Origin of the sequence: Streptomyces marinisediminis, from assembly GCF_026262575.1 — a bacterium.
GTDB classification, from domain to species: domain Bacteria; phylum Actinomycetota; class Actinomycetes; order Streptomycetales; family Streptomycetaceae; genus Streptomyces; species Streptomyces marinisediminis.
In genome coordinates this window covers 1-18,227 of sequence record NZ_JAPKFL010000013.1, presented here as the reverse complement: position 1 = coordinate 18,227, position 18,227 = coordinate 1, and the positions used below count along the sequence as shown (strand labels likewise).

The window sequence follows — 18,227 nt, the reverse complement described above, 5'->3', positions numbered from 1 at the left end:
CGAGAGTGCTCGACGTCAACTTCTTCGACGAGCTGCGGATCGGCCTTGCCACCGCTGACGACATCCGTCAGTGGTCGCACGGCGAGGTCAAGAAGCCGGAGACCATCAACTACCGCACCCTCAAGCCCGAGAAGGACGGCCTCTTCTGCGAGAAGATCTTCGGCCCCACCCGGGACTGGGAGTGCTACTGCGGCAAGTACAAGCGCGTCCGCTTCAAGGGCATCATCTGTGAGCGCTGCGGCGTCGAGGTGACCCGCGCCAAGGTGCGCCGCGAGCGGATGGGCCACATCGAGCTGGCCGCGCCCGTCACGCACATCTGGTACTTCAAGGGCGTGCCCAGCCGCCTGGGCTACCTGCTCGACCTGGCGCCCAAGGACCTGGAGAAGGTCATCTACTTCGCCGCGTACATGATCACGTACGTGGACGAGGAGCGCCGCACCCGCGACCTGCCCTCGCTGGAGGCCCACGTCTCCGTCGAGCGGCAGCAGATCGAGCAGCGTCGCGACGCCGACCTGGAGGCCCGCGCCAAGAAGCAGGAGGCCGACCTCGCCGAGCTGGAGGCCGAGGGCGCCAAGGCCGACGTCCGCCGCAAGGTGCGCGAGGGCGCCGAGCGCGAGATGAAGCAGCTCCGCGACCGCGCCCAGCGTGAGATCGACCGGCTGGACGAGGTGTGGAACCGCTTCAAGAACCTCAAGGTCCAGGACCTGGAGGGTGACGAGCTGCTCTACCGCGAGCTGCGGGACCGCTTCGGCACCTACTTCGACGGCTCCATGGGCGCCGCCGCGCTGCAGAAGCGCCTGGAGACCTTCGACCTGGAGGAAGAGGCCGAGCGCCTCCGGGAGATCATCCGCACCGGCAAGGGCCAGAAGAAGACCCGCGCGCTCAAGCGGCTGAAGGTCGTCTCGCCGTTCCTGCAGACCGCCAACAGCCCCCGGGGCATGGTGCTCGACTGCGTGCCGGTCATCCCGCCGGACCTGCGTCCGATGGTGCAGCTCGACGGTGGCCGCTTCGCGACCTCCGACCTGAACGACCTGTACCGCCGCGTCATCAACCGCAACAACCGCCTCAAGCGTCTCCTCGACCTCGGCGCGCCCGAGATCATCGTGAACAACGAGAAGCGGATGCTGCAGGAGGCCGTCGACGCGCTGTTCGACAACGGCCGCCGCGGCCGGCCGGTGACGGGCCCGGGCAACCGTCCGCTGAAGTCGCTGTCCGACATGCTCAAGGGCAAGCAGGGCCGCTTCCGGCAGAACCTGCTGGGCAAGCGCGTCGACTACTCGGCCCGCTCGGTCATCGTCGTCGGCCCCCAGCTCAAGCTGCACCAGTGCGGTCTGCCGAAGGCCATGGCGCTGGAGCTGTTCAAGCCGTTCGTGATGAAGCGCCTGGTGGACCTCAACCACGCGCAGAACATCAAGTCGGCCAAGCGCATGGTCGAGCGTCAGCGCACCGTGGTGTACGACGTGCTCGAAGAGGTCATCGCCGAGCACCCCGTGCTGCTCAACCGCGCGCCGACGCTGCACCGTCTGGGCATCCAGGCCTTCGAGCCGCAGCTCGTCGAGGGCAAGGCCATCCAGATCCACCCGCTGGTGTGCACCGCGTTCAACGCGGACTTCGACGGCGACCAGATGGCCGTGCACCTGCCGCTGTCGGCGGAGGCCCAGGCCGAGGCCCGCATCCTGATGCTGTCCTCGAACAACATCCTCAAGCCCGCCGACGGCCGCCCCGTCACCATGCCCACCCAGGACATGGTGCTCGGGCTGTTCTTCCTCACCACCGAGGGCGTGGAGCGCGAGCTCAAGGGCGCTGGCCGCTCGTTCGCCTCCACGGCCGAGGCGATCATGGCCTTCGACGCCGGGGACCTCTCGCTCCAGGCCGAGGTGGAGATCCGCTTCCCCGTCGGCTCCGTCCCGCCGCTGGGCTGGACGCCGCCGGCGCCGGCGGAGGACGAGGCGCCGTGGCAGCCGGGCGACGGCTTCCGGCTCCAGACGACGCTGGGCCGGGCGCTCTTCAACGAGCTGCTGCCGGAGGAGTTCCCGTTCGTCAACTACACCGTCGGCAAGAAGCAGCTCTCCCAGATCGTCAACGACCTGGCCGAGCGCTACCCGAAGGTGGCGGTCGCCGCGACGCTGGACAACCTCAAGTCCGCCGGTTACCACTGGGCCACGCGCTCGGGCGTGACCATCGCGATCTCCGACGTGGTCGTGCCCGAGGCCAAGAAGGGCATCATCGCGGGCTACGAGGAGAAGGACGAGAAGGTCCAGAAGCAGTACGAGCGCGGCCTGATCACCAAGGACGAGCGCTCGCGCGAGCTGGTGACCATCTGGACGCGGGCGACCAACGAGGTCGCCGAGGCGATGAACGCCAACTTCCCGAAGACGAACCCGATCTTCATGATGGTCGACTCGGGCGCGCGCGGAAACATGATGCAGATGCGGCAGATCGCGGGCATGCGCGGTCTGGTGTCGAACGCCAAGAACGAGACCATCCCGCGTCCCATCAAGTCCTCCTTCCGCGAGGGTCTGTCCGTGCTGGAGTACTTCATCTCCACGCACGGCGCGCGCAAGGGTCTGGCGGACACCGCCCTGCGGACCGCCGACTCCGGGTACCTCACCCGGCGTCTGGTGGACGTCTCCCAGGACGTCATCATCCGCGAGGAGGACTGCGGCAGCGAGCGCGGCCTCAAGCTGGCCATCGCCGTCCGCGGCACGGACGGCACGCTGCGCAAGACCGAGGACGTCGAGACCAGCGTGTACGCCCGCTGCCTCGCCGAAGACATCGTCGTCGACGGCAAGGTGCTGGCCCCGGCCGGCACCGACCTGGGCGACGTGCTCATCGACGAGCTGGTGCGCAACGGCATCGAGACCGTCAAGACCCGCTCCGTCCTGACCTGCGAGTCCGCGGTCGGCACCTGCGCCATGTGCTACGGGCGCTCGCTGGCCACCGGCAAGCTGGTGGACATCGGCGAGGCGGTCGGCATCATCGCCGCCCAGTCCATCGGTGAGCCCGGCACCCAGCTCACGATGCGCACCTTCCACACCGGTGGTGTGGCCGGTGACGACATCACGCAGGGTCTGCCGCGTGTCGTCGAGCTGTTCGAGGCGCGCACCCCGAAGGGCGTCGCCCCGATCACCGAGGCGGCCGGCCGGGTGCGGATCGAGGAGACGGAGAAGACGAAGAAGATCATCGTCACTCCGGACGACGGCTCGGAGGAGACGGCCTACCCGGTCTCCAAGCGTTCGCGCCTGGAGGTCGGCGAGGGCGACCACGTGCAGGTGGGCCAGCCGCTCACCGCCGGTGCGGCCAACCCGCACGACGTGCTGCGCATCCTGGGCCAGCGGGCCGTGCAGGTCCACCTGGTCGGCGAGGTGCAGAAGGTCTACAACTCGCAGGGCGTGTCGATCCACGACAAGCACATCGAGATCATCATCCGGCAGATGCTGCGCCGCGTGACGATCATCGAGTCCGGCGACGCCGAGCTGCTGCCCGGCGAGCTGGTCGAGCGCTCGAAGTTCGAGAGCGAGAACCGGCGCGTGGTGCAGGAGGGCGGCCACCCGGCCTCCGGCCGTCCGCAGCTCATGGGCATCACCAAGGCCTCGCTGGCCACCGAGTCGTGGCTGTCGGCGGCGTCCTTCCAGGAGACGACCCGGGTGCTGACCGACGCGGCGATCAACGCCAAGTCGGACTCCCTGATCGGGCTCAAGGAGAACGTCATCATCGGTAAGCTCATCCCGGCCGGTACGGGCCTGTCCCGCTACCGCAACATCCGGGTCGAGCCGACCGAGGAGGCGAAGGCGGCGATGTACTCGGCCGTCGGCTACGACGACATCGACTACTCGCCGTTCGGCACCGGCTCCGGCCAGGCCGTCCCGCTGGAGGACTACGACTACGGTCCGTACAACCAGTAACCGGCGTTCCGTCGAGCAGGGCGGCATCCCCACGCGGGGGTGCCGCCCTGCGGCGTCGTGCGGCCCTCCGGCCGCCCCCGGCGGGCTTTCCGGAAGCGGGGCGGGGAACGGCCGCGGGAACCTGCCGCAGCCGCCCGGCGTCCGGGATGATGGGGGCGGATGCCCGCACGGGCGGGGGAGGAGACGGCGATGTCACACGGCTGGCCGGGTGAGTACGCGCACATGCGGGCCTCGGACGCCGACCGCGAGCGGGCGGCCGACGTGCTGAAGGCCGCCTTCGCCGAGGGGCGGCTGCGCGGGGACGAGTACCAGGCGCGCCTGGCCCGCGTGCACCAGGCCGCCACGTACGGCGACCTCCAGCCGCTGGTCGCCGATCTGCCGCAGGGCCCGGTGCCGGCCCAGCCGCCCGCGCAGCCGGCCCCGTACGCCCAGCCCGCGCCCTACGTCCATCCCGTGCAGTACACCCAGCCGGTCGACCCGGTGTACTGGACACCGGGTCGACCCGAGACCTGCCCGCTGAGCGCACCCGCCGTGGCGGCGGTCGTCCTCGCGGTCCTGACGCCGTTCACCTGGGGGGTGTGCGGGCTCCCCGCCGTCGTCCTCGGGCACGTCGCGCGCCGTGACATCACCCGCACCGGGAAGCGGGGCGACGGCTTCGCGACGGCGGGGATCGTCGTGGGCTACCTGGCACTGGCCTTCTGGGCCCTGATCGCGTTGGTCAGCGTCTCCATGCCCTGACGCCCGCCGCGCCCGCCGTGCCCGCCGTGCCCGCCGTGCCCGCCGCGCCCGCCGCGCTCGGCGGGCGCGTTCGGCCCGGTCAGCGGGGTGGGCCGGGCGGGTCGTTCTCTTTTGACCGGAGCGGATGCGGTAGGTACGCTCTGACCTTGTGCCTGGGGTGTCCCCTGCGCTGTTCCGCTGCTCCCACAGCGGTGCCGGCGCGGTCGGTGACACCAGGATCTGCGCCTTCTCTCCCCAGAGGAGTCCTCCCGCCTGCGCGGGAGCCCGCAGTCTCCGACACACCCGACCGCGTGGGTCGGACAATGTGGCCCAGGTTAGCTTTACCGAGACTGGCACACAGAAACCGGAGAAACTGTGCCTACGATCCAGCAGCTGGTCCGCAAGGGCCGGCAGGACAAGGTCGAGAAGAACAAGACGCCGGCACTCGAGGGTTCTCCCCAGCGTCGCGGCGTCTGCACGCGTGTCTTCACCACCACCCCGAAGAAGCCGAACTCGGCCCTGCGTAAGGTCGCGCGTGTGCGTCTGACCAGTGGGATCGAGGTCACGGCCTACATTCCGGGTGAGGGCCACAACCTCCAGGAGCACTCCATCGTGCTCGTTCGCGGTGGCCGTGTGAAGGACCTGCCGGGTGTTCGCTACAAGATCATCCGTGGTTCGCTCGACACTCAGGGCGTCAAGAACCGCAAGCAGGCTCGCAGCCGCTACGGCGCCAAGAAGGAGAAGTAAGCATGCCTCGTAAGGGCCCTGCCCCGAAGCGCCCGGTCCACGTCGACCCGGTCTACGGCTCTCCTCTGGTGACGTCCCTCATCAACAAGGTGCTGCTGAACGGCAAGCGCTCCACCGCCGAGCGCATCGTCTACGGCGCCATGGAGGGCCTGCGGGAGAAGTCCGGCAACGACCCGGTCATCACCCTCAAGCGCGCGCTGGAGAACGTGAAGCCGACCCTCGAGGTCCGCTCCCGCCGCGTCGGTGGCGCCACCTACCAGGTGCCGGTCGAGGTCCGCCCCGGCCGCTCCTCGACGCTCGCGCTGCGCTGGATCGTCGGGTACTCCCGCGCCCGCCGCGAGAAGACGATGACCGAGCGTCTGATGAACGAGCTGCTCGACGCCTCCAACGGGCTCGGCGCCGCCGTGAAGAAGCGCGAGGACACCCACAAGATGGCCGAGTCCAACAAGGCCTTCGCGCACTACCGCTGGTAGTCGCAGACCCCATCGAGACCGAGAGAAGACTGAAGCCTTATGGCTACCACTTCACTTGACCTGGCCAAGGTCCGCAACATCGGGATCATGGCCCACATCGACGCGGGCAAGACGACCACCACCGAGCGGATCCTGTTCTACACCGGCGTCAGCTACAAGATCGGTGAGGTCCACGACGGCGCCGCCACGATGGACTGGATGGCGCAGGAGCAGGAACGCGGCATCACGATCACCTCCGCGGCGACCACCTGCCACTGGCCGATGGACAACATCGACCACACCATCAACATCATCGACACCCCGGGCCACGTCGACTTCACCGTCGAGGTGGAGCGTTCGCTGCGCGTGCTCGACGGTGCGGTGACGGTGTTCGACGGGGTCGCGGGTGTGGAGCCGCAGTCCGAGACGGTGTGGCGTCAGGCCGACCGCTACGGCGTGCCGCGGATCTGCTTCGTCAACAAGCTGGACCGCACCGGCGCCGAGTTCCACCGCTGCGTCGACATGATCGTCGACCGGCTCGGTGCGAAGCCGCTGGTCATGCAGCTCCCGATCGGTGCCGAGTCCAGCTTCACGGGCGTCGTGGACCTGGTCCGCATGAAGGCGCTCGTGTGGTCCGCCGAGACGGCGCTGGGCGAGGCGTACGACGTCGTCGACATCCCCGACACGCACAAGGAGGCCGCCGAGGAGTACCGCGGCAAGCTCCTGGAGGCCGTGGCGGAGAACGACGACGAGATGATGGAGCTCTTCCTGGAGGGCCAGGAGCCCACCGAGGAGCAGCTCTACGCCGCCGTCCGCCGCGTCACCCTGGCCTCCACGGGCGCCGAGGGCACGACCACCGTCACCCCGGTGTTCTGCGGCACCGCGTTCAAGAACAAGGGCGTGCAGCCCCTGCTCGACGCGGTCGTGCGCTACCTGCCGTCGCCGCTGGACGTCGAGGCGATCGAGGGCCAGTCGGTCAAGGACGCCGAGGAGATCATCAAGCGCCGTCCCTCCGAGGACGAGCCGATGGCCGCCCTGGCGTTCAAGATCGCGAGCGACCCGCACCTGGGCAAGCTCACCTTCATCCGGGTCTACTCGGGCCGCCTGGTGGCCGGCACGCAGGTGCTGAACTCCGTCAAGGGCAAGAAGGAGCGCATCGGCAAGATCTACCGGATGCACGCGAACAAGCGTGAGGAGATCGACTCGGTGGGTGCCGGCGACATCGTCGCCGTCATGGGTCTGAAGCAGACCACCACCGGCGAGACCCTCTGCGACGCGAGCAGCCCGGTGATCCTGGAGTCGATGGAGTTCCCGGCCCCGGTGATCCAGGTCGCCATCGAGCCCAAGTCGAAGGGCGACCAGGAGAAGCTGGGCGTGGCGATCCAGCGGCTGGCCGAGGAGGACCCGTCCTTCCAGGTCAACACCGACGAGGAGACCGGCCAGACGATCATCGCCGGCATGGGCGAGCTGCACCTGGACGTGCTGGTCGACCGCATGAAGCGCGAGTTCAAGGTCGAGGCCAACGTCGGCAAGCCGCAGGTGGCCTACCGCGAGACGCTGCGCAAGCAGGTCGACAAGCACGACTACACGCACAAGAAGCAGACTGGTGGTTCCGGCCAGTTCGCGAAGGTGCAGATCCAGATCGAGCCGCTCGAAGGCGACGGCTACGAGTTCGTCAACAAGATCACCGGTGGCCGCATCCCGAAGGAGTACATCCCCTCCGTGGACGCCGGCTGCCAGGAGGCCATGGAGTTCGGCGTCCTGGCGGGCTACCCGCTCACCGGTGTGCGCGTGACGCTGCTCGACGGCGCCTACCACGACGTCGACTCCTCCGAGATGGCCTTCAAGATCGCCGGTTCCATGGCCTTCAAGGAGGCCGCCCGCAAGGCCAGCCCGGCCCTGCTGGAGCCGATGATGAAGGTCGAGGTCACCACGCCCGAGGACTACATGGGCGACGTGATCGGCGACATCAACTCCCGGCGCGGTCAGATCCAGTCCATGGAGGACCGCGGTGGCGCCAAGCTCGTCACGGGCCTGGTTCCGCTGTCGGAGATGTTCGGCTACGTCGGTGACCTGCGGAGCAAGACCTCCGGTCGCGCGAGCTACTCCATGCAGTTCGACTCCTACGCCGAGGTTCCCAAGAACGTCAGCGAGGAGATCGTCGCGAAGGCCCGGGGCGAGTGACGTCGGTTCGCCGCCGTCATCTCACCCCTTAGGCTGTAGCACAACGGCATTCGGGGCATCCGGCGCAGAACACCGCAAGCGTTCTGCGCCGGGTACCCGGTCGCCAGCCCTTAAGAACGAACGGGTCAAGGGCGTCCCCCTCGGGGTCCTGGCTTGTTCGGTACGACCACCTGAACCCTTCCCGCAGAGCGCGGGGGGCGTACAGCACCAGTCCACAGGAGGACCCCAGTGGCGAAGGCGAAGTTCGAGCGGACTAAGCCGCACGTCAACATCGGCACCATCGGTCACATCGACCACGGTAAGACCACCCTTACGGCGGCCATTACCAAGGTGCTGCACGACCAGTTCCCGGAGCTGAACGAGGCTTCGGCGTTCGAGAACATCGACAAGGCTCCCGAAGAGCGGCAGCGCGGTATCACCATCTCCATCGCGCACGTCGAGTACCAGACGGAGTCCCGTCACTACGCCCACGTCGACTGCCCGGGTCACGCGGACTACATCAAGAACATGATCACCGGTGCCGCCCAGATGGACGGCGCCATCCTCGTGGTCGCCGCCACCGACGGCCCGATGCCGCAGACCAAGGAGCACGTGCTCCTGGCCCGCCAGGTCGGCGTTCCGTACATCGTCGTCGCGCTGAACAAGGCCGACATGGTGGACGACGAGGAGATCCTGGAGCTCGTCGAGCTCGAGGTCCGTGAGCTGCTCTCCGAGTACGAGTTCCCGGGCGACGACGTCCCGGTCGTCAAGGTCTCCGCGCTGAAGGCGCTGGAGGGCGACGCCGAGTGGGGCCAGTCCGTCATGGAGCTCATGAAGGCCGTCGACGAGGCGATCCCGGAGCCGCAGCGCGACACCGAGAAGCCGTTCCTGATGCCGATCGAGGACGTCTTCACCATCACCGGTCGCGGTACGGTCGTCACCGGCCGCATCGAGCGTGGTGTCCTCAAGGTCAACGAGAACGTCGACATCATCGGCATCAAGAACGAGAAGACCTCGACGACCGTCACCGGTATCGAGATGTTCCGCAAGCTGCTCGACGAGGGCCAGGCCGGTGAGAACGTCGGTCTGCTGCTCCGTGGCATCAAGCGCGAGGACGTCGAGCGCGGCCAGGTCATCATCAAGCCGGGCTCGGTCACCCCGCACACGGAGTTCGAGGCGCAGGCGTACATCCTGTCGAAGGACGAGGGCGGTCGCCACACCCCGTTCTTCAACAACTACCGCCCGCAGTTCTACTTCCGCACGACGGACGTGACCGGCGTGGTGACCCTCCCCGAGGGCACCGAGATGGTCATGCCGGGTGACAACACCGAGATGAAGGTGGAGCTCATCCAGCCCGTCGCCATGGAGGAGGGCCTGAAGTTCGCCATCCGCGAGGGTGGCCGGACCGTGGGCGCCGGCCAGGTCACCAAGATCGTCAAGTGACCTGACGGTTCCCGGCGGAACCCGCATTCCGGGAAGGGCCCGCACGACGTTCGCGTCGTGCGGGCCCTTCCCGCGTTCCGGGGCCGCGCCCGGGGACGCGGAGCGGCCGGTGGCCGGCTCAGCTCAGCTCAGCTCGGGGTGGCCGAACAGCGCGGCGTACCCGGTGGGCAGGTCGCTGATCAGCTTGTTCAGCTCGCCGCCGGTGACCTGGGCGGCGACCGCGGTCAGCACGGCGCGGCTGTGCTCCTCCGCCTGCTCCTCGTGGTCACCGGTGATCTCCGCGACCCGGTGGACGAACTCCTGCACGCCCCAGTTCTGCGGAGTGGAGTTCGCGCCTTCGATCAGCTCGTCGACCGGGGCCGGGAGCTGGTCCGCGACATGCTCGGCGATCTCCGGCGGGAGCCGGTCGCCCAGGGTGCTGATCACGGCCTCGGTCACCCGGGCGGCGTCCTCCCGCTCGGAGTAGCCGCCCAGCTCGGTCACGGTCATGAGGAACTCGTCGTACGCCATGGGTGCCTCTCCCTCCTCAGCGGCGTGGCTTCGTCTCGTAGCGGGGCCCCTGGTCCGGGGCGTCCGCGCCCTGCACCTCGGAGACCAGGCCGTGCACGCTGACGAGGTCGTGCAGCAGCGCACGAGCCCGCTCCGGCTCGACGTCCGCGGCCCGGGCCACGTCCTGCAGGTGCGGGCCCCGGCCGCCGTGCGCCCGCTCGGCCTCCGCGACCACCGCGAAGACGCGCTCGTGCTCGGCGTCGTACTCCGGGTGGCCGCGCCCGCGGAACGTCACCGGGGGCTCCCCGGCGTCCGGACGGGTGGGTTCCCAGGTGGGGTCGCCCTGCTTGCCGCGGTGCAGCGGCGCGGTCTTCTCCTCGTGCGTCAGCGCGTTGCGCGAGGGCACGTGCGTGCGCTGCTTGGAAGCGCCGGTCGTCGCGCCGCGCTCGCTGGGGCGCTCCCCGGCGCGCTGCGCGTCCTGCGCCGCCCGGCGCCGCTGGTCCTCGTCACCTTCGACCTTCTTGCGCACCATCGGCCTCGTCCTCCTCCCTCAGCGACGAACACGGTCCCGACTCGCGGGGCCACCCCGCCCGGGTGCCCGACGGCCCCGGGAGGCAAACGGCGCCCCGGGGCCGAGGCCCGGCCGGGGTGCGGCGGGTGCCGACCCGGGCGGGCGCCGTCGGCCGCGGCGGGCCGGGCCGGGCGCGTCCGACCGGGGCGGGGCGGGCGTCAGCGTGCGGTCGGCCGGTGCACGGTGAGCTCGCCGTGGGCGGAGAGCGCGTCGGCGGCGTCCGCCGCGTCGCCGCGCAGGGCGGGGCCGAGGAAGGCGAGCGTGGCGGCAGCGGTGAGGCGGGGCCCCTCGGCGCGCGCCCGCGAGCCGGTCAACGACGGCAGCGGCGGCAGGTACAGGGGCGCGTCGGTGAAGGTCAGGTGGGCGGCACCGGGCACGGTGAGCCGGTAGCCGGTCGCGGTGCCCAGGTCCAGCGCGCGGGTGAGCCGGGGCAGGTAGTCGGGGTCGGTGGCGGGGCCGATCTCCTGGGTGAGCGCGAGGACGGGCTGCGGGTAGGGCCGGGCGCCCGGGTCGTGCGGGGAGCCGTCGAGGTTGACCACGGCGGCGAACCGGTGGTCCTGGCGAGCGGCCTGGAGGGCGGCGGCGCCGCCGAGCGAGTGCCCCGCGACCGCGACCCGGTCCGCGTCCAGCCGCCCGGCCAGCGGGCCGGCGCCCTCGCCCGGGCCGGTCAGCCGGGTGAGGGCGAAGCCGAGGTCGGCGGCGCGGACGGCGGTCCAGCCGACGGCGCGTCGCTCGTCGACCTCGGGGTCGCCGGTGGCCGCCACCCGGGTGCGGACCGTGCGCCCGTCGGCCAGGACGACGGCGGCGGAGTCGTGGGGGTGGTCCAGGGCCGCGACGACGTAGCCGTGCGAGGCGAGCTCCTCGGCCCAGGCGGTGTTCTGGCCGCGGACGCCGCCCAGACCGGGGGAGAACAGCACCAGGGGAAAGCGTCCGCCGTCGGCCACGGGGGCGTCCGGCACCGCGTGCGTGCGGGCGTCGGGCAGCCCGTCGAGCGCGAAGGCGGGCACGCCCGCGTAGTTGGCCAGCGCGCGGGCGACGGTGCGCGCCTCCGCGCGGGTGCGGCCCAGGTAGCGGGCGCGCTCACCGCGCTCGGAGCCTCCCCGGGCCGGGTACCAGAGCTGGGCGACGACGGTGCGCCGGTCCGCCGGGTCGGCGGTGGCGCCCTCCGCGCGCTCGGGGTCGGTCCACTGCACCACGGCCGTACCGACCGGGTGGCGCCCGGTGGGGGCGGGGAACTGCGGGACCGGGAGCGCCCAGGCGGCCGCCGGGCCGGTGGCCACCAGCGCCAGACAGGCGGCCGTCGCGGGCAGCGCCAGCCACCGGGGCGCCCGGCGGTCCGGTGGCGCGTGGTGCCGGCGGGCGGGTGGCGCGTCGTGCCGGTGGGCCGGTGGCTCGCCGCGTCGGCGGTCGCGTGGCGCGCCGTGCCGGACGCCGCGTCGGCGCAGTTCGGCGACGAGCTCCCGGACCAGGCCGAGCACCGCGACCAGTGCGACGGGCGCCAGGTGCCACCGCGGTCCCGTCGCCACCAGTACCGCGCCCGACACCACCGCGCCGGTCGCCGCGCCGAGGCCGGCGGGCCGCCGCGCGGCGGCCGGCAGCCACCGCGCCAGCACCAGGGCCACGGTGGCCGCCACCAGCAACATCTCCACCAGGGACATCTGCGGTCCCGTCAACACCTCGGTCACCGCGCCATGTTCGGCGGGCGCGCCGCAGCGCCACATCGCACCCGGGTCGCGACCCGGTGCGACCTGAGACGTACCCGCACCCCGCCCCGCGTCCCACCGCACGCGTACGCGGGGCGGTGCGCGCCGGCCGTGCGGGCGCCGACGGCGGGGGCGCCGGTTCCGGGGCCCGCACACCCGTGCGGCCGGTGGGGGACGGACTTCCGGGCGCCTCCGTCCCGGGTGCCCCCGCGCCCGGCCTGAGCCGCGGTGTGCGGGCGGGGCGGGCGTCCCGCGCGCCGGTTCCGCGCCGTCCGCGGCTCTCCGGCCCTCGTACCCCGGGCCGCCGGAGCGGGCGGGGAGACGGCCCCCCCACCGCCGGCCACGTATGCGTTTCCGAGGCACGGCTATGGTTTCCCGCGTTGTACCCCACACGGGTGAACCGCATCCGCCGGGGGACGGCAGGCCGCAGTCGACACAGGGGACCCACCGTGACACTTCGCCCGCCCGTCGGCGCCCTGCGCGCGGACGCCCGGGTGCTGAGCAGCGAGGACGGCCGCGAGCCGGTGCGCGCGCGAGGCCCCCGGAGCACACGTCGGCACGGTGCGGCCGCGGTGTCCGCCTTACGGCGCGCCTCCCCCGCGTTGGCCGCGTTCGTGGCCGTGCGCGCGTTCTGCGCGGTCGTCCTCTTCCTGTGGTCCCGCGCTGTCGGCAACGACGCCCACGTGCTCCTGTCCCGGCGCTGGGACTCCCTGTGGTACGTGCGCATAGTCGAGCACGGATACGGCTTCACCGCCCAGGCGCCGGACGGGAGAAGCCTTTCCAGCATGGCGTTCTTCCCGCTCCTGGCGTGGCTGGAAGAAGGACTCTCCTTTCTCACCTCGCTGCACCCGGCGGACGCCGGACTGGTGATCAGCGCGTGCGCCTCCGTCGTCGCGGCATGGGGGATCTTCGCCACAGGAGACGCGCTCCACGGGCCCAGGGTGGGGACGCTGGCGGCCGTACTCTGGGGCGCGCTCCCGGTGGGCATCGTGCAGTCCATGGCCTACAGCGAGTCGCTCTTCGTCGCCCTGGCCTCGTGGAGCCTGTACGCGACGCTGCGGGAGCGCTGGATCACCGCCGGGTCGCTGGCCCTGCTGGCGGGCCTCACCCGCCCGGTGGGCGCGGCCGTCACGCTGGCGGTGATCGGGGCCGCGGTGTCGGCGCTGGTGGCCGCGCGACGCGGGAGGAGACCGGCCGTCAGGACGGGCCGTCTGCTCGCGGGGTGCCTGCTGTCCCCGCTGGGCGCCGCCGCGTACGTCCTGTGGGTCGGAGCGCAGCGGGGCCACTTGTTCGGCTACTTCGAGGTACAGGGCGAGTGGGGCAACGGATTCGACGCCGGCTGGTCGTTCGCGTCCTTCGTCGTCGCGAACACCCTCGCGCCGCCGCACGTGACCGGCCTGGCGCTGGCCGCCGGCGTGCTGGGCGTGCTGTGGCTCTACCGGCTGACCGTGCGCCAGCGGCAGCCGGCCTTCCTGCTGACGTACACCGGGGTCATCGTGGTGCTGGCGCTGGGCGCGGAAGCCTACTTCGGCTCCAAGCCCCGCCTCCTGCTCCCCGCCTTTCCCCTCCTGTACCCGGTGGCGGCGGCCCTGGCCCGGCTGCGCCCCCGCGCCGCCCGCTCGGTCCTGCTCGGCGCGGCGGTGCTCTCGGCCGCCTACGGCGCCGTGTGGCTGGGCGGCTCAGGGCCCCCGTAGCGGCGCCCGCCGGAGCCCCGCGACGGCCGGGCGGTGGGGCCGGGACGGGTCAGGGGCGGGGCGGGAGGAACTCGGGCTGGTCCAGGAGGCGCAGCCAGCTTCCGTCGGCCTGGCGCCGCCCCGGAGGGGCTGGCGGCGCTGCCCGTCGTCCGCGAACGGCTGGTCGCCGCCGTCCCGCCCGGGCATCCGCTGGCCCGCGCGCGCCGGGTGTCCCTGCGCGACGTGTGCGGGCACCCGCTCGTGTGCCTGCCTCCGGGGACGGGTTTGCGCACGGTGTTCGACGACGCGTGCGCCGCCCGGGAGGTGCGGCCCGCCGTCACGCTCCAGGCCAGCGCCGGGGACGCTGTGGCCGACCTCGCGGCCCGCGGCCTGGGCGTCGCGATCCTCGGCGCCTCGATGGCCGAGGGCCACCGCGACCGCCTGGTGGCCCGCTTCATCGCGGACGCCGAAGCCCCCGCGTTCCTCACCCTGGTCTGGCAGGGCACGCCCACCCCGGCCGTCCGCGCGCTGCTCGACCACGCCCGCCGCACGTTCGCCGGGGCGGGCGCACCGGGCGCACCGGGCGCACCGGGCGCACCGGGCGCACCGGGTGGGTCGGGTGCGCCGGGTGGCGGCGCCCGATCGGCCGCCGCGCGCCGCGGCCCCGCCGAGCCGGTGGGCTGAACCCGTGCGTCGCACCGCTCCGGGCCGGGTACGCACCCGGGTGGCCGACACCGATCACCGCCACCAGGAGGAACCATGGCCGTCGCCAGGCTGGACGTCGTCGTTCTCGACTGTCCGGACCCCAAGGCCCTCGCCGGCTTCTACGCCGAGCTGCTGGGCGGGGAGGTCGAGGGCGCGGACGACGCGAGGTGGGTCGACCTCTCCCTGCGCGACGGGACGCGGCTGGCCTTCCAGCGGGCCGAGGGGTTCCAGCCCCCGCGGTGGCCCGCCGCCGACCACGACTCGCAGCAGCTCCACCTCGACCTGCGGGTGGACGACATGGCCGAGGCCGAACGCGCGGCGCTCGCCCTCGGCGCGCAGGCGCTCGACACCGAGGACGACGGCGGCAAGCGCGGCTTCCGCGTCTACGCCGACCCCGCCGGCCACCCCTTCTGCCTGGTCCACCCGTGAGGCCCCGCCCGGCCCGCCCGTGACGGGACCGACGCCCGCGGCGGCGCGGTGAACGCCGGGTGACCGCGCCGCCCCCTCCCGTGACCCCCGGCGGCGCGGCCGGTAGCCTCGTCGTCGGACTCCAGCACGACCGCCGACCGGGGGGAACCGCATGGCGTGGGAGGAATGGGAGCGGGCGCGGGCGTCGGCCGCCGAGAAGGCGACGCGGACGCGGCTGAACACCGCCGACGCGGGCACGGGCGGCGGGGGCGGCCACGACCTCGCCGTCCGCGACGACGAGCTGGGCGCGCTCGGCTCCATGGCGTACGAGCTGCGCGAGCGCCTGTCCCGGGACGGCGACCACGCGCGCCAGACCACCTCCGCGGCCGCCGCCGAGCTGACCACCGACGGCCTGGACTGCGGCGCCGCGCTCACCGAGCTGCGCGACGCCTGGGGCACCAAGCTCGGCACGCTGAAGGAGGCCTGCGCGCACATCTCCAACCACCTGGACTACACCAAGGCCGCGCACGCCAAGGACGAGGACGACATCGTCACCTCCCTGCGGAACGCGGCGGGCGAGGAGATGACCGTCTCGCGCATCTACGACTACATCAGGTGACGGGGGCCGCTGATGGTGACGTTCCAGGAGCTCAACGACCTCCGGCTCGGCAAGCTGAAGTCGGCGGTCACCGACTGGAGCGAGATGGCGGAGAAGCTGACGCGACTCGCCGACGGTGAGGACGGGGGCACCAGCGCGGCGGGTCTGTCGAAACGGGCGAAGGCCGCCGACTGGAAGGGCCACAACGCCACGGTGACGAAGGGGTTCGTCACCACGACCGCCGCCGAGTTCGACGACGTCGTCACCGCCGCGAAGAGCGTCCACACCATCCTCAGCGGTGCCCACGAGGCGTTCACGCGGCACCAGAGGGAACTCGGCGAGGCCGTGGACCGGGCCGCGCGGAAGAACATCCACATCACCCCGGCGGGCGAGGTGATGGCCGCGTTCTGCGCGCCGGGCACGGCCCAGGACGCCACGCCCACACAGGCGGAGCTGGACGGCGCGGCCAAGGAGATCGGGGACATCCTGCGGGCGGCGTCCGAGACCGACCGCACCACGGCCGCGGCGCTGCGCTACCACGCCACGGACGCGTACGACTTCCGCTCCCACGGGTTCGACAGCTTCGAGGACGCCGGTCGGACGGTGCGGGACTCCAACGAGCTGATCGAGCTCGGCAAGCGGGACCCGGACGAGCTGAGCAACAAGGAACTCGCGCGCTTCAACGAGCTGTCCAAGCGCCACGCCGACGACCCGGTCTTCGCCGAGCGCGTCGCCACCGGGCTCGGCGCCGAGCGCGCGCTGACGTTCTCCGCGGACGCCGCCAACCTGAGCGACTGGTCCCCGGGCCCGGACGCCGAACGCGGCGCGCGTGAGGCGCGCACGAAGCTGCTGGCCGCCACCGAACAGCACCTGGGCACCACGCTCGCGACCGCCACGCACTCGGGCAGCGACGCCATGCAGACGTGGAAGGAGCGCGCCGTCGCGCTCGGCGGTGAGGACGTCGGCGGCGGCCCCGGCTCGGGCAGGGCCCGCGTCCTGGGCTTCCAGGCGATGAGCAACCTCATGCGCCACGGCACCTACGAGCGGGACTTCCTCAACGAGTACGGTGACGCGCTGGTCCGCTACGAGAAGAAGCACACCGGGGATGTCAGGGACCCCGGCCCCGGCGGGCGCACGCGCGAGAACGTGCTCCCCTGGGACGCCGCCCCGTCCTACGCCCGCTTCGACCGGCTCCACCACGGCGAGGACGACGACGCCGGCGGCGACCCCATGACCGGCTTCATGATCGCCCTGTCCAACAACCCGGAAGCCTCCACCGAGTTCTTCAGCTCCTCCGAGGACCACTCCGCCTGGGTCCTGAAGGACCGCCCGGAGTTCAAGGACGTCGTCCCCGGCTTCCACGAGTCGGCTGACGACTACGACGGCCCGAGCGCCTACCGCGAGGCGGCCGGCCAGGCCCTGGTCGCCGGGGCGACCGGAATGGACCCCGGCGACGCGATGGCCCAGGCCCCCGAGCACACCGACCAGCACCGCACCGTGCTGGAGAACTCCCTGAAACACCTCGCCGCGCGCGGCGACGACTTCCCGGCCGAACTCCGCGACGACATGGCCAAGGTCCTGGTCAACCACGGCGTCTCGGTGCACGAGACGATGAGCGACAACAGCAACAGCGCCCCGCTCGACGGGGAGCAGCTCATGCAGGTGACCACCCAGATCTCGCTGGACCAGGAGGCGCACGCCTACCTGAACGACGGACTCCACTACAGCATCATCCAGGACTACGCCACGGAGACCGAACACCCCGAAGACAGCCTGAACCGCGCCGGGCGGACGATCGGCTTCCTGGAGGAAGCGCGTCACAACGCGATCGGCGAACGCACCGGCGACGAACTCGCCGAAGTGGGCTGGGACAAGAACTACAGGTACCACGGCTTCGGCTCACTGGCAGTCGTCATCCCCGGCGTGGACGACGTGGTGCAGCGCGGCGTCGACATCCTCGCGACCCGGTGGATGGAATCCGAACAGGACCGCATCAACGGCGAAGCGGTCGAGGATCACAGGAAAACCTATGAACTGAGGACCACGCAATTGGTGTCGCTCGCGGACGCCTGGTACGCGTATAACGAGGACTGGGCGGAGGGGCGGACGGGATTCTCTGCCAAGGACGGAGTGTATGAAGTGATCAACAACGCCGCCAACAATGGGAATGTTCACGGCGACGGTATGGCGGGCGATCAGTGACCAGGGTGGTGCACGGACTTAGGTGGGCACTGGTCTTGCCCTTTATGGTCGGAACTGCGGGATGCGCCCTTGGAGGTGAGCCGTACGCGGTGCCGGAGCGGGTGTGTGGGGTGCCTATGGGCGAGGACGTCGTGCGCGCTGTTCTGCCGGAGGGGGAGAGGCTCTCGGAAACGGGAAAACCGCTACCCGAGACGTACAATCTCTGTGTGCTGCGCGTGGACGGTAATCCTGCGGTGCGGCTCTCCTTCAGTACAGAGACGGAGTACTACCACCCATTGGAGGAGTACGCGCGCGAATTCCAAGACGGAGAGGACATCCCTCTGGGATTCCCGGGCAATGGTGGTCTGGATGACGAGAACGCGACGATCATCGTGAAGTGCGGCCTGCCGGAGCGTCCGAACATCATCTCGCACATGCAGGTACCACCCCCGGGCGGTGCGTCCGCGAACGC

The 18,227-nt window shown here is 71.4% G+C and carries 15 protein-coding genes; 12 read left to right on the top strand and 3 right to left on the bottom strand.

The window, feature by feature from the left end; genetic code table 11:
* The first annotated feature begins 5 nt into the window (after positions 1 to 5).
* From OSB71_RS12505 to tuf, 6 genes are all read left to right on the top strand, one after another.
* Positions 6 to 3,905, top strand: coding sequence for a DNA-directed RNA polymerase subunit beta' (locus tag OSB71_RS12505; RefSeq protein ID WP_265947841.1), 3,900 nt, complete (start codon positions 6 to 8; stop codon positions 3,903 to 3,905).
* A gap of 189 nt (positions 3,906 to 4,094) precedes the next feature.
* Positions 4,095 to 4,643, top strand: coding sequence for a DUF1707 and DUF4190 domain-containing protein (locus OSB71_RS12500; protein WP_265947581.1), 549 nt, complete (start codon positions 4,095 to 4,097; stop codon positions 4,641 to 4,643).
* A gap of 354 nt (positions 4,644 to 4,997) precedes the next feature.
* Positions 4,998 to 5,369: a 30S ribosomal protein S12 gene (gene rpsL, locus OSB71_RS12495; protein WP_003948652.1), complete on the top strand. Its 372-nt coding sequence runs from the start codon at positions 4,998 to 5,000 to the stop codon at positions 5,367 to 5,369.
* A gap of 2 nt (positions 5,370 to 5,371) precedes the next feature.
* Positions 5,372 to 5,842: a 30S ribosomal protein S7 gene (gene rpsG / locus OSB71_RS12490; protein ID WP_265947579.1), complete on the top strand. Its 471-nt coding sequence runs from the start codon at positions 5,372 to 5,374 to the stop codon at positions 5,840 to 5,842.
* Positions 5,843 to 5,881: 39 nt separating this feature from the next.
* Positions 5,882 to 8,005 (top strand): elongation factor G, encoded by a 2,124-nt coding sequence (gene fusA / locus OSB71_RS12485; protein ID WP_265947577.1) that lies wholly within the window; start codon positions 5,882 to 5,884, stop codon positions 8,003 to 8,005.
* Between the two features lie 228 nt (positions 8,006 to 8,233).
* Positions 8,234 to 9,427 (top strand): elongation factor Tu, encoded by a 1,194-nt coding sequence (gene tuf / locus OSB71_RS12480; RefSeq protein WP_265947575.1) that lies wholly within the window; start codon positions 8,234 to 8,236, stop codon positions 9,425 to 9,427.
* Between the two features lie 123 nt (positions 9,428 to 9,550).
* On the opposite strand, the gene OSB71_RS12475 is transcribed toward tuf, so the two are convergent.
* The 3 genes from OSB71_RS12475 to OSB71_RS12465 form a co-directional block, all read right to left on the bottom strand.
* On the bottom strand, positions 9,551 to 9,937 hold the full coding sequence (locus OSB71_RS12475) for a DUF2267 domain-containing protein (RefSeq protein ID WP_265947573.1): 387 nt from the start codon (positions 9,935 to 9,937) through the stop codon (positions 9,551 to 9,553).
* Between the two features lie 16 nt (positions 9,938 to 9,953).
* Complete coding sequence (locus tag OSB71_RS12470) at positions 9,954 to 10,448, bottom strand: hypothetical protein (RefSeq protein ID WP_265947571.1); 495 nt, start codon at positions 10,446 to 10,448, stop codon at positions 9,954 to 9,956.
* A 197-nt stretch (positions 10,449 to 10,645) separates the two neighbouring features.
* Positions 10,646 to 12,172 carry an alpha/beta hydrolase family protein gene (locus OSB71_RS12465; RefSeq protein WP_416237251.1) on the bottom strand — a complete coding sequence of 509 codons (1,527 nt, stop codon included), beginning with the start codon at positions 12,170 to 12,172 and terminating at the stop codon, positions 10,646 to 10,648.
* Positions 12,173 to 12,762: 590 nt separating this feature from the next.
* On the opposite strand from OSB71_RS12465, the gene OSB71_RS12460 reads away from it, so the two are divergent.
* The 6 genes from OSB71_RS12460 to OSB71_RS12435 all read left to right on the top strand — a co-directional run.
* A complete protein-coding gene (locus OSB71_RS12460; protein WP_265947567.1) occupies positions 12,763 to 13,884 on the top strand; it encodes a hypothetical protein in 1,122 nt (373 codons plus the stop codon).
* A gap of 33 nt (positions 13,885 to 13,917) precedes the next feature.
* Entirely contained in the window at positions 13,918 to 14,547 is a 630-nt protein-coding gene (locus tag OSB71_RS12455; RefSeq protein WP_265947565.1) for a LysR substrate-binding domain-containing protein, read from the top strand.
* A 75-nt stretch (positions 14,548 to 14,622) separates the two neighbouring features.
* Positions 14,623 to 14,997 (top strand): VOC family protein, encoded by a 375-nt coding sequence (locus OSB71_RS12450; protein WP_265947563.1) that lies wholly within the window; start codon positions 14,623 to 14,625, stop codon positions 14,995 to 14,997.
* A gap of 151 nt (positions 14,998 to 15,148) precedes the next feature.
* Positions 15,149 to 15,595: a hypothetical protein gene (locus OSB71_RS12445; protein ID WP_265947561.1), complete on the top strand. Its 447-nt coding sequence runs from the start codon at positions 15,149 to 15,151 to the stop codon at positions 15,593 to 15,595.
* A 12-nt stretch (positions 15,596 to 15,607) separates the two neighbouring features.
* The gene (locus tag OSB71_RS12440) at positions 15,608 to 17,776 is read left to right on the top strand and encodes a hypothetical protein (RefSeq protein WP_265947559.1); all 2,169 of its coding nucleotides are present in this window, start codon (positions 15,608 to 15,610) and stop codon (positions 17,774 to 17,776) included.
* A gap of 206 nt (positions 17,777 to 17,982) precedes the next feature.
* Positions 17,983 to 18,227 (top strand): hypothetical protein (locus OSB71_RS12435; RefSeq protein WP_265947557.1); only part of this gene is annotated, 245 nt, incomplete at its 3' end.

What these genes read in the sequence shown, in the direction of transcription:
- OSB71_RS12500 (WP_265947581.1), top strand. Translation starts at nt 4,095, where the DNA reads ATGTCACACGGCTGGCCGGGTGAGTACGCGCACATGCGGGCCTCGGAC.
- rpsG (WP_265947579.1), top strand. Translation starts at nt 5,372, where the DNA reads ATGCCTCGTAAGGGCCCTGCCCCGAAGCGCCCGGTCCACGTCGACCCG.
- fusA (WP_265947577.1), top strand. Translation starts at nt 5,882, where the DNA reads ATGGCTACCACTTCACTTGACCTGGCCAAGGTCCGCAACATCGGGATC.
- OSB71_RS12475 (WP_265947573.1), bottom strand. Translation starts at nt 9,937, where the DNA reads ATGGCGTACGACGAGTTCCTCATGACCGTGACCGAGCTGGGCGGCTAC.
- OSB71_RS12470 (WP_265947571.1), bottom strand. Translation starts at nt 10,448, where the DNA reads ATGGTGCGCAAGAAGGTCGAAGGTGACGAGGACCAGCGGCGCCGGGCG.
- OSB71_RS12450 (WP_265947563.1), top strand. Translation starts at nt 14,623, where the DNA reads ATGGCCGTCGCCAGGCTGGACGTCGTCGTTCTCGACTGTCCGGACCCC.
- OSB71_RS12445 (WP_265947561.1), top strand. Translation starts at nt 15,149, where the DNA reads ATGGCGTGGGAGGAATGGGAGCGGGCGCGGGCGTCGGCCGCCGAGAAG.
- OSB71_RS12440 (WP_265947559.1), top strand. Translation starts at nt 15,608, where the DNA reads ATGGTGACGTTCCAGGAGCTCAACGACCTCCGGCTCGGCAAGCTGAAG.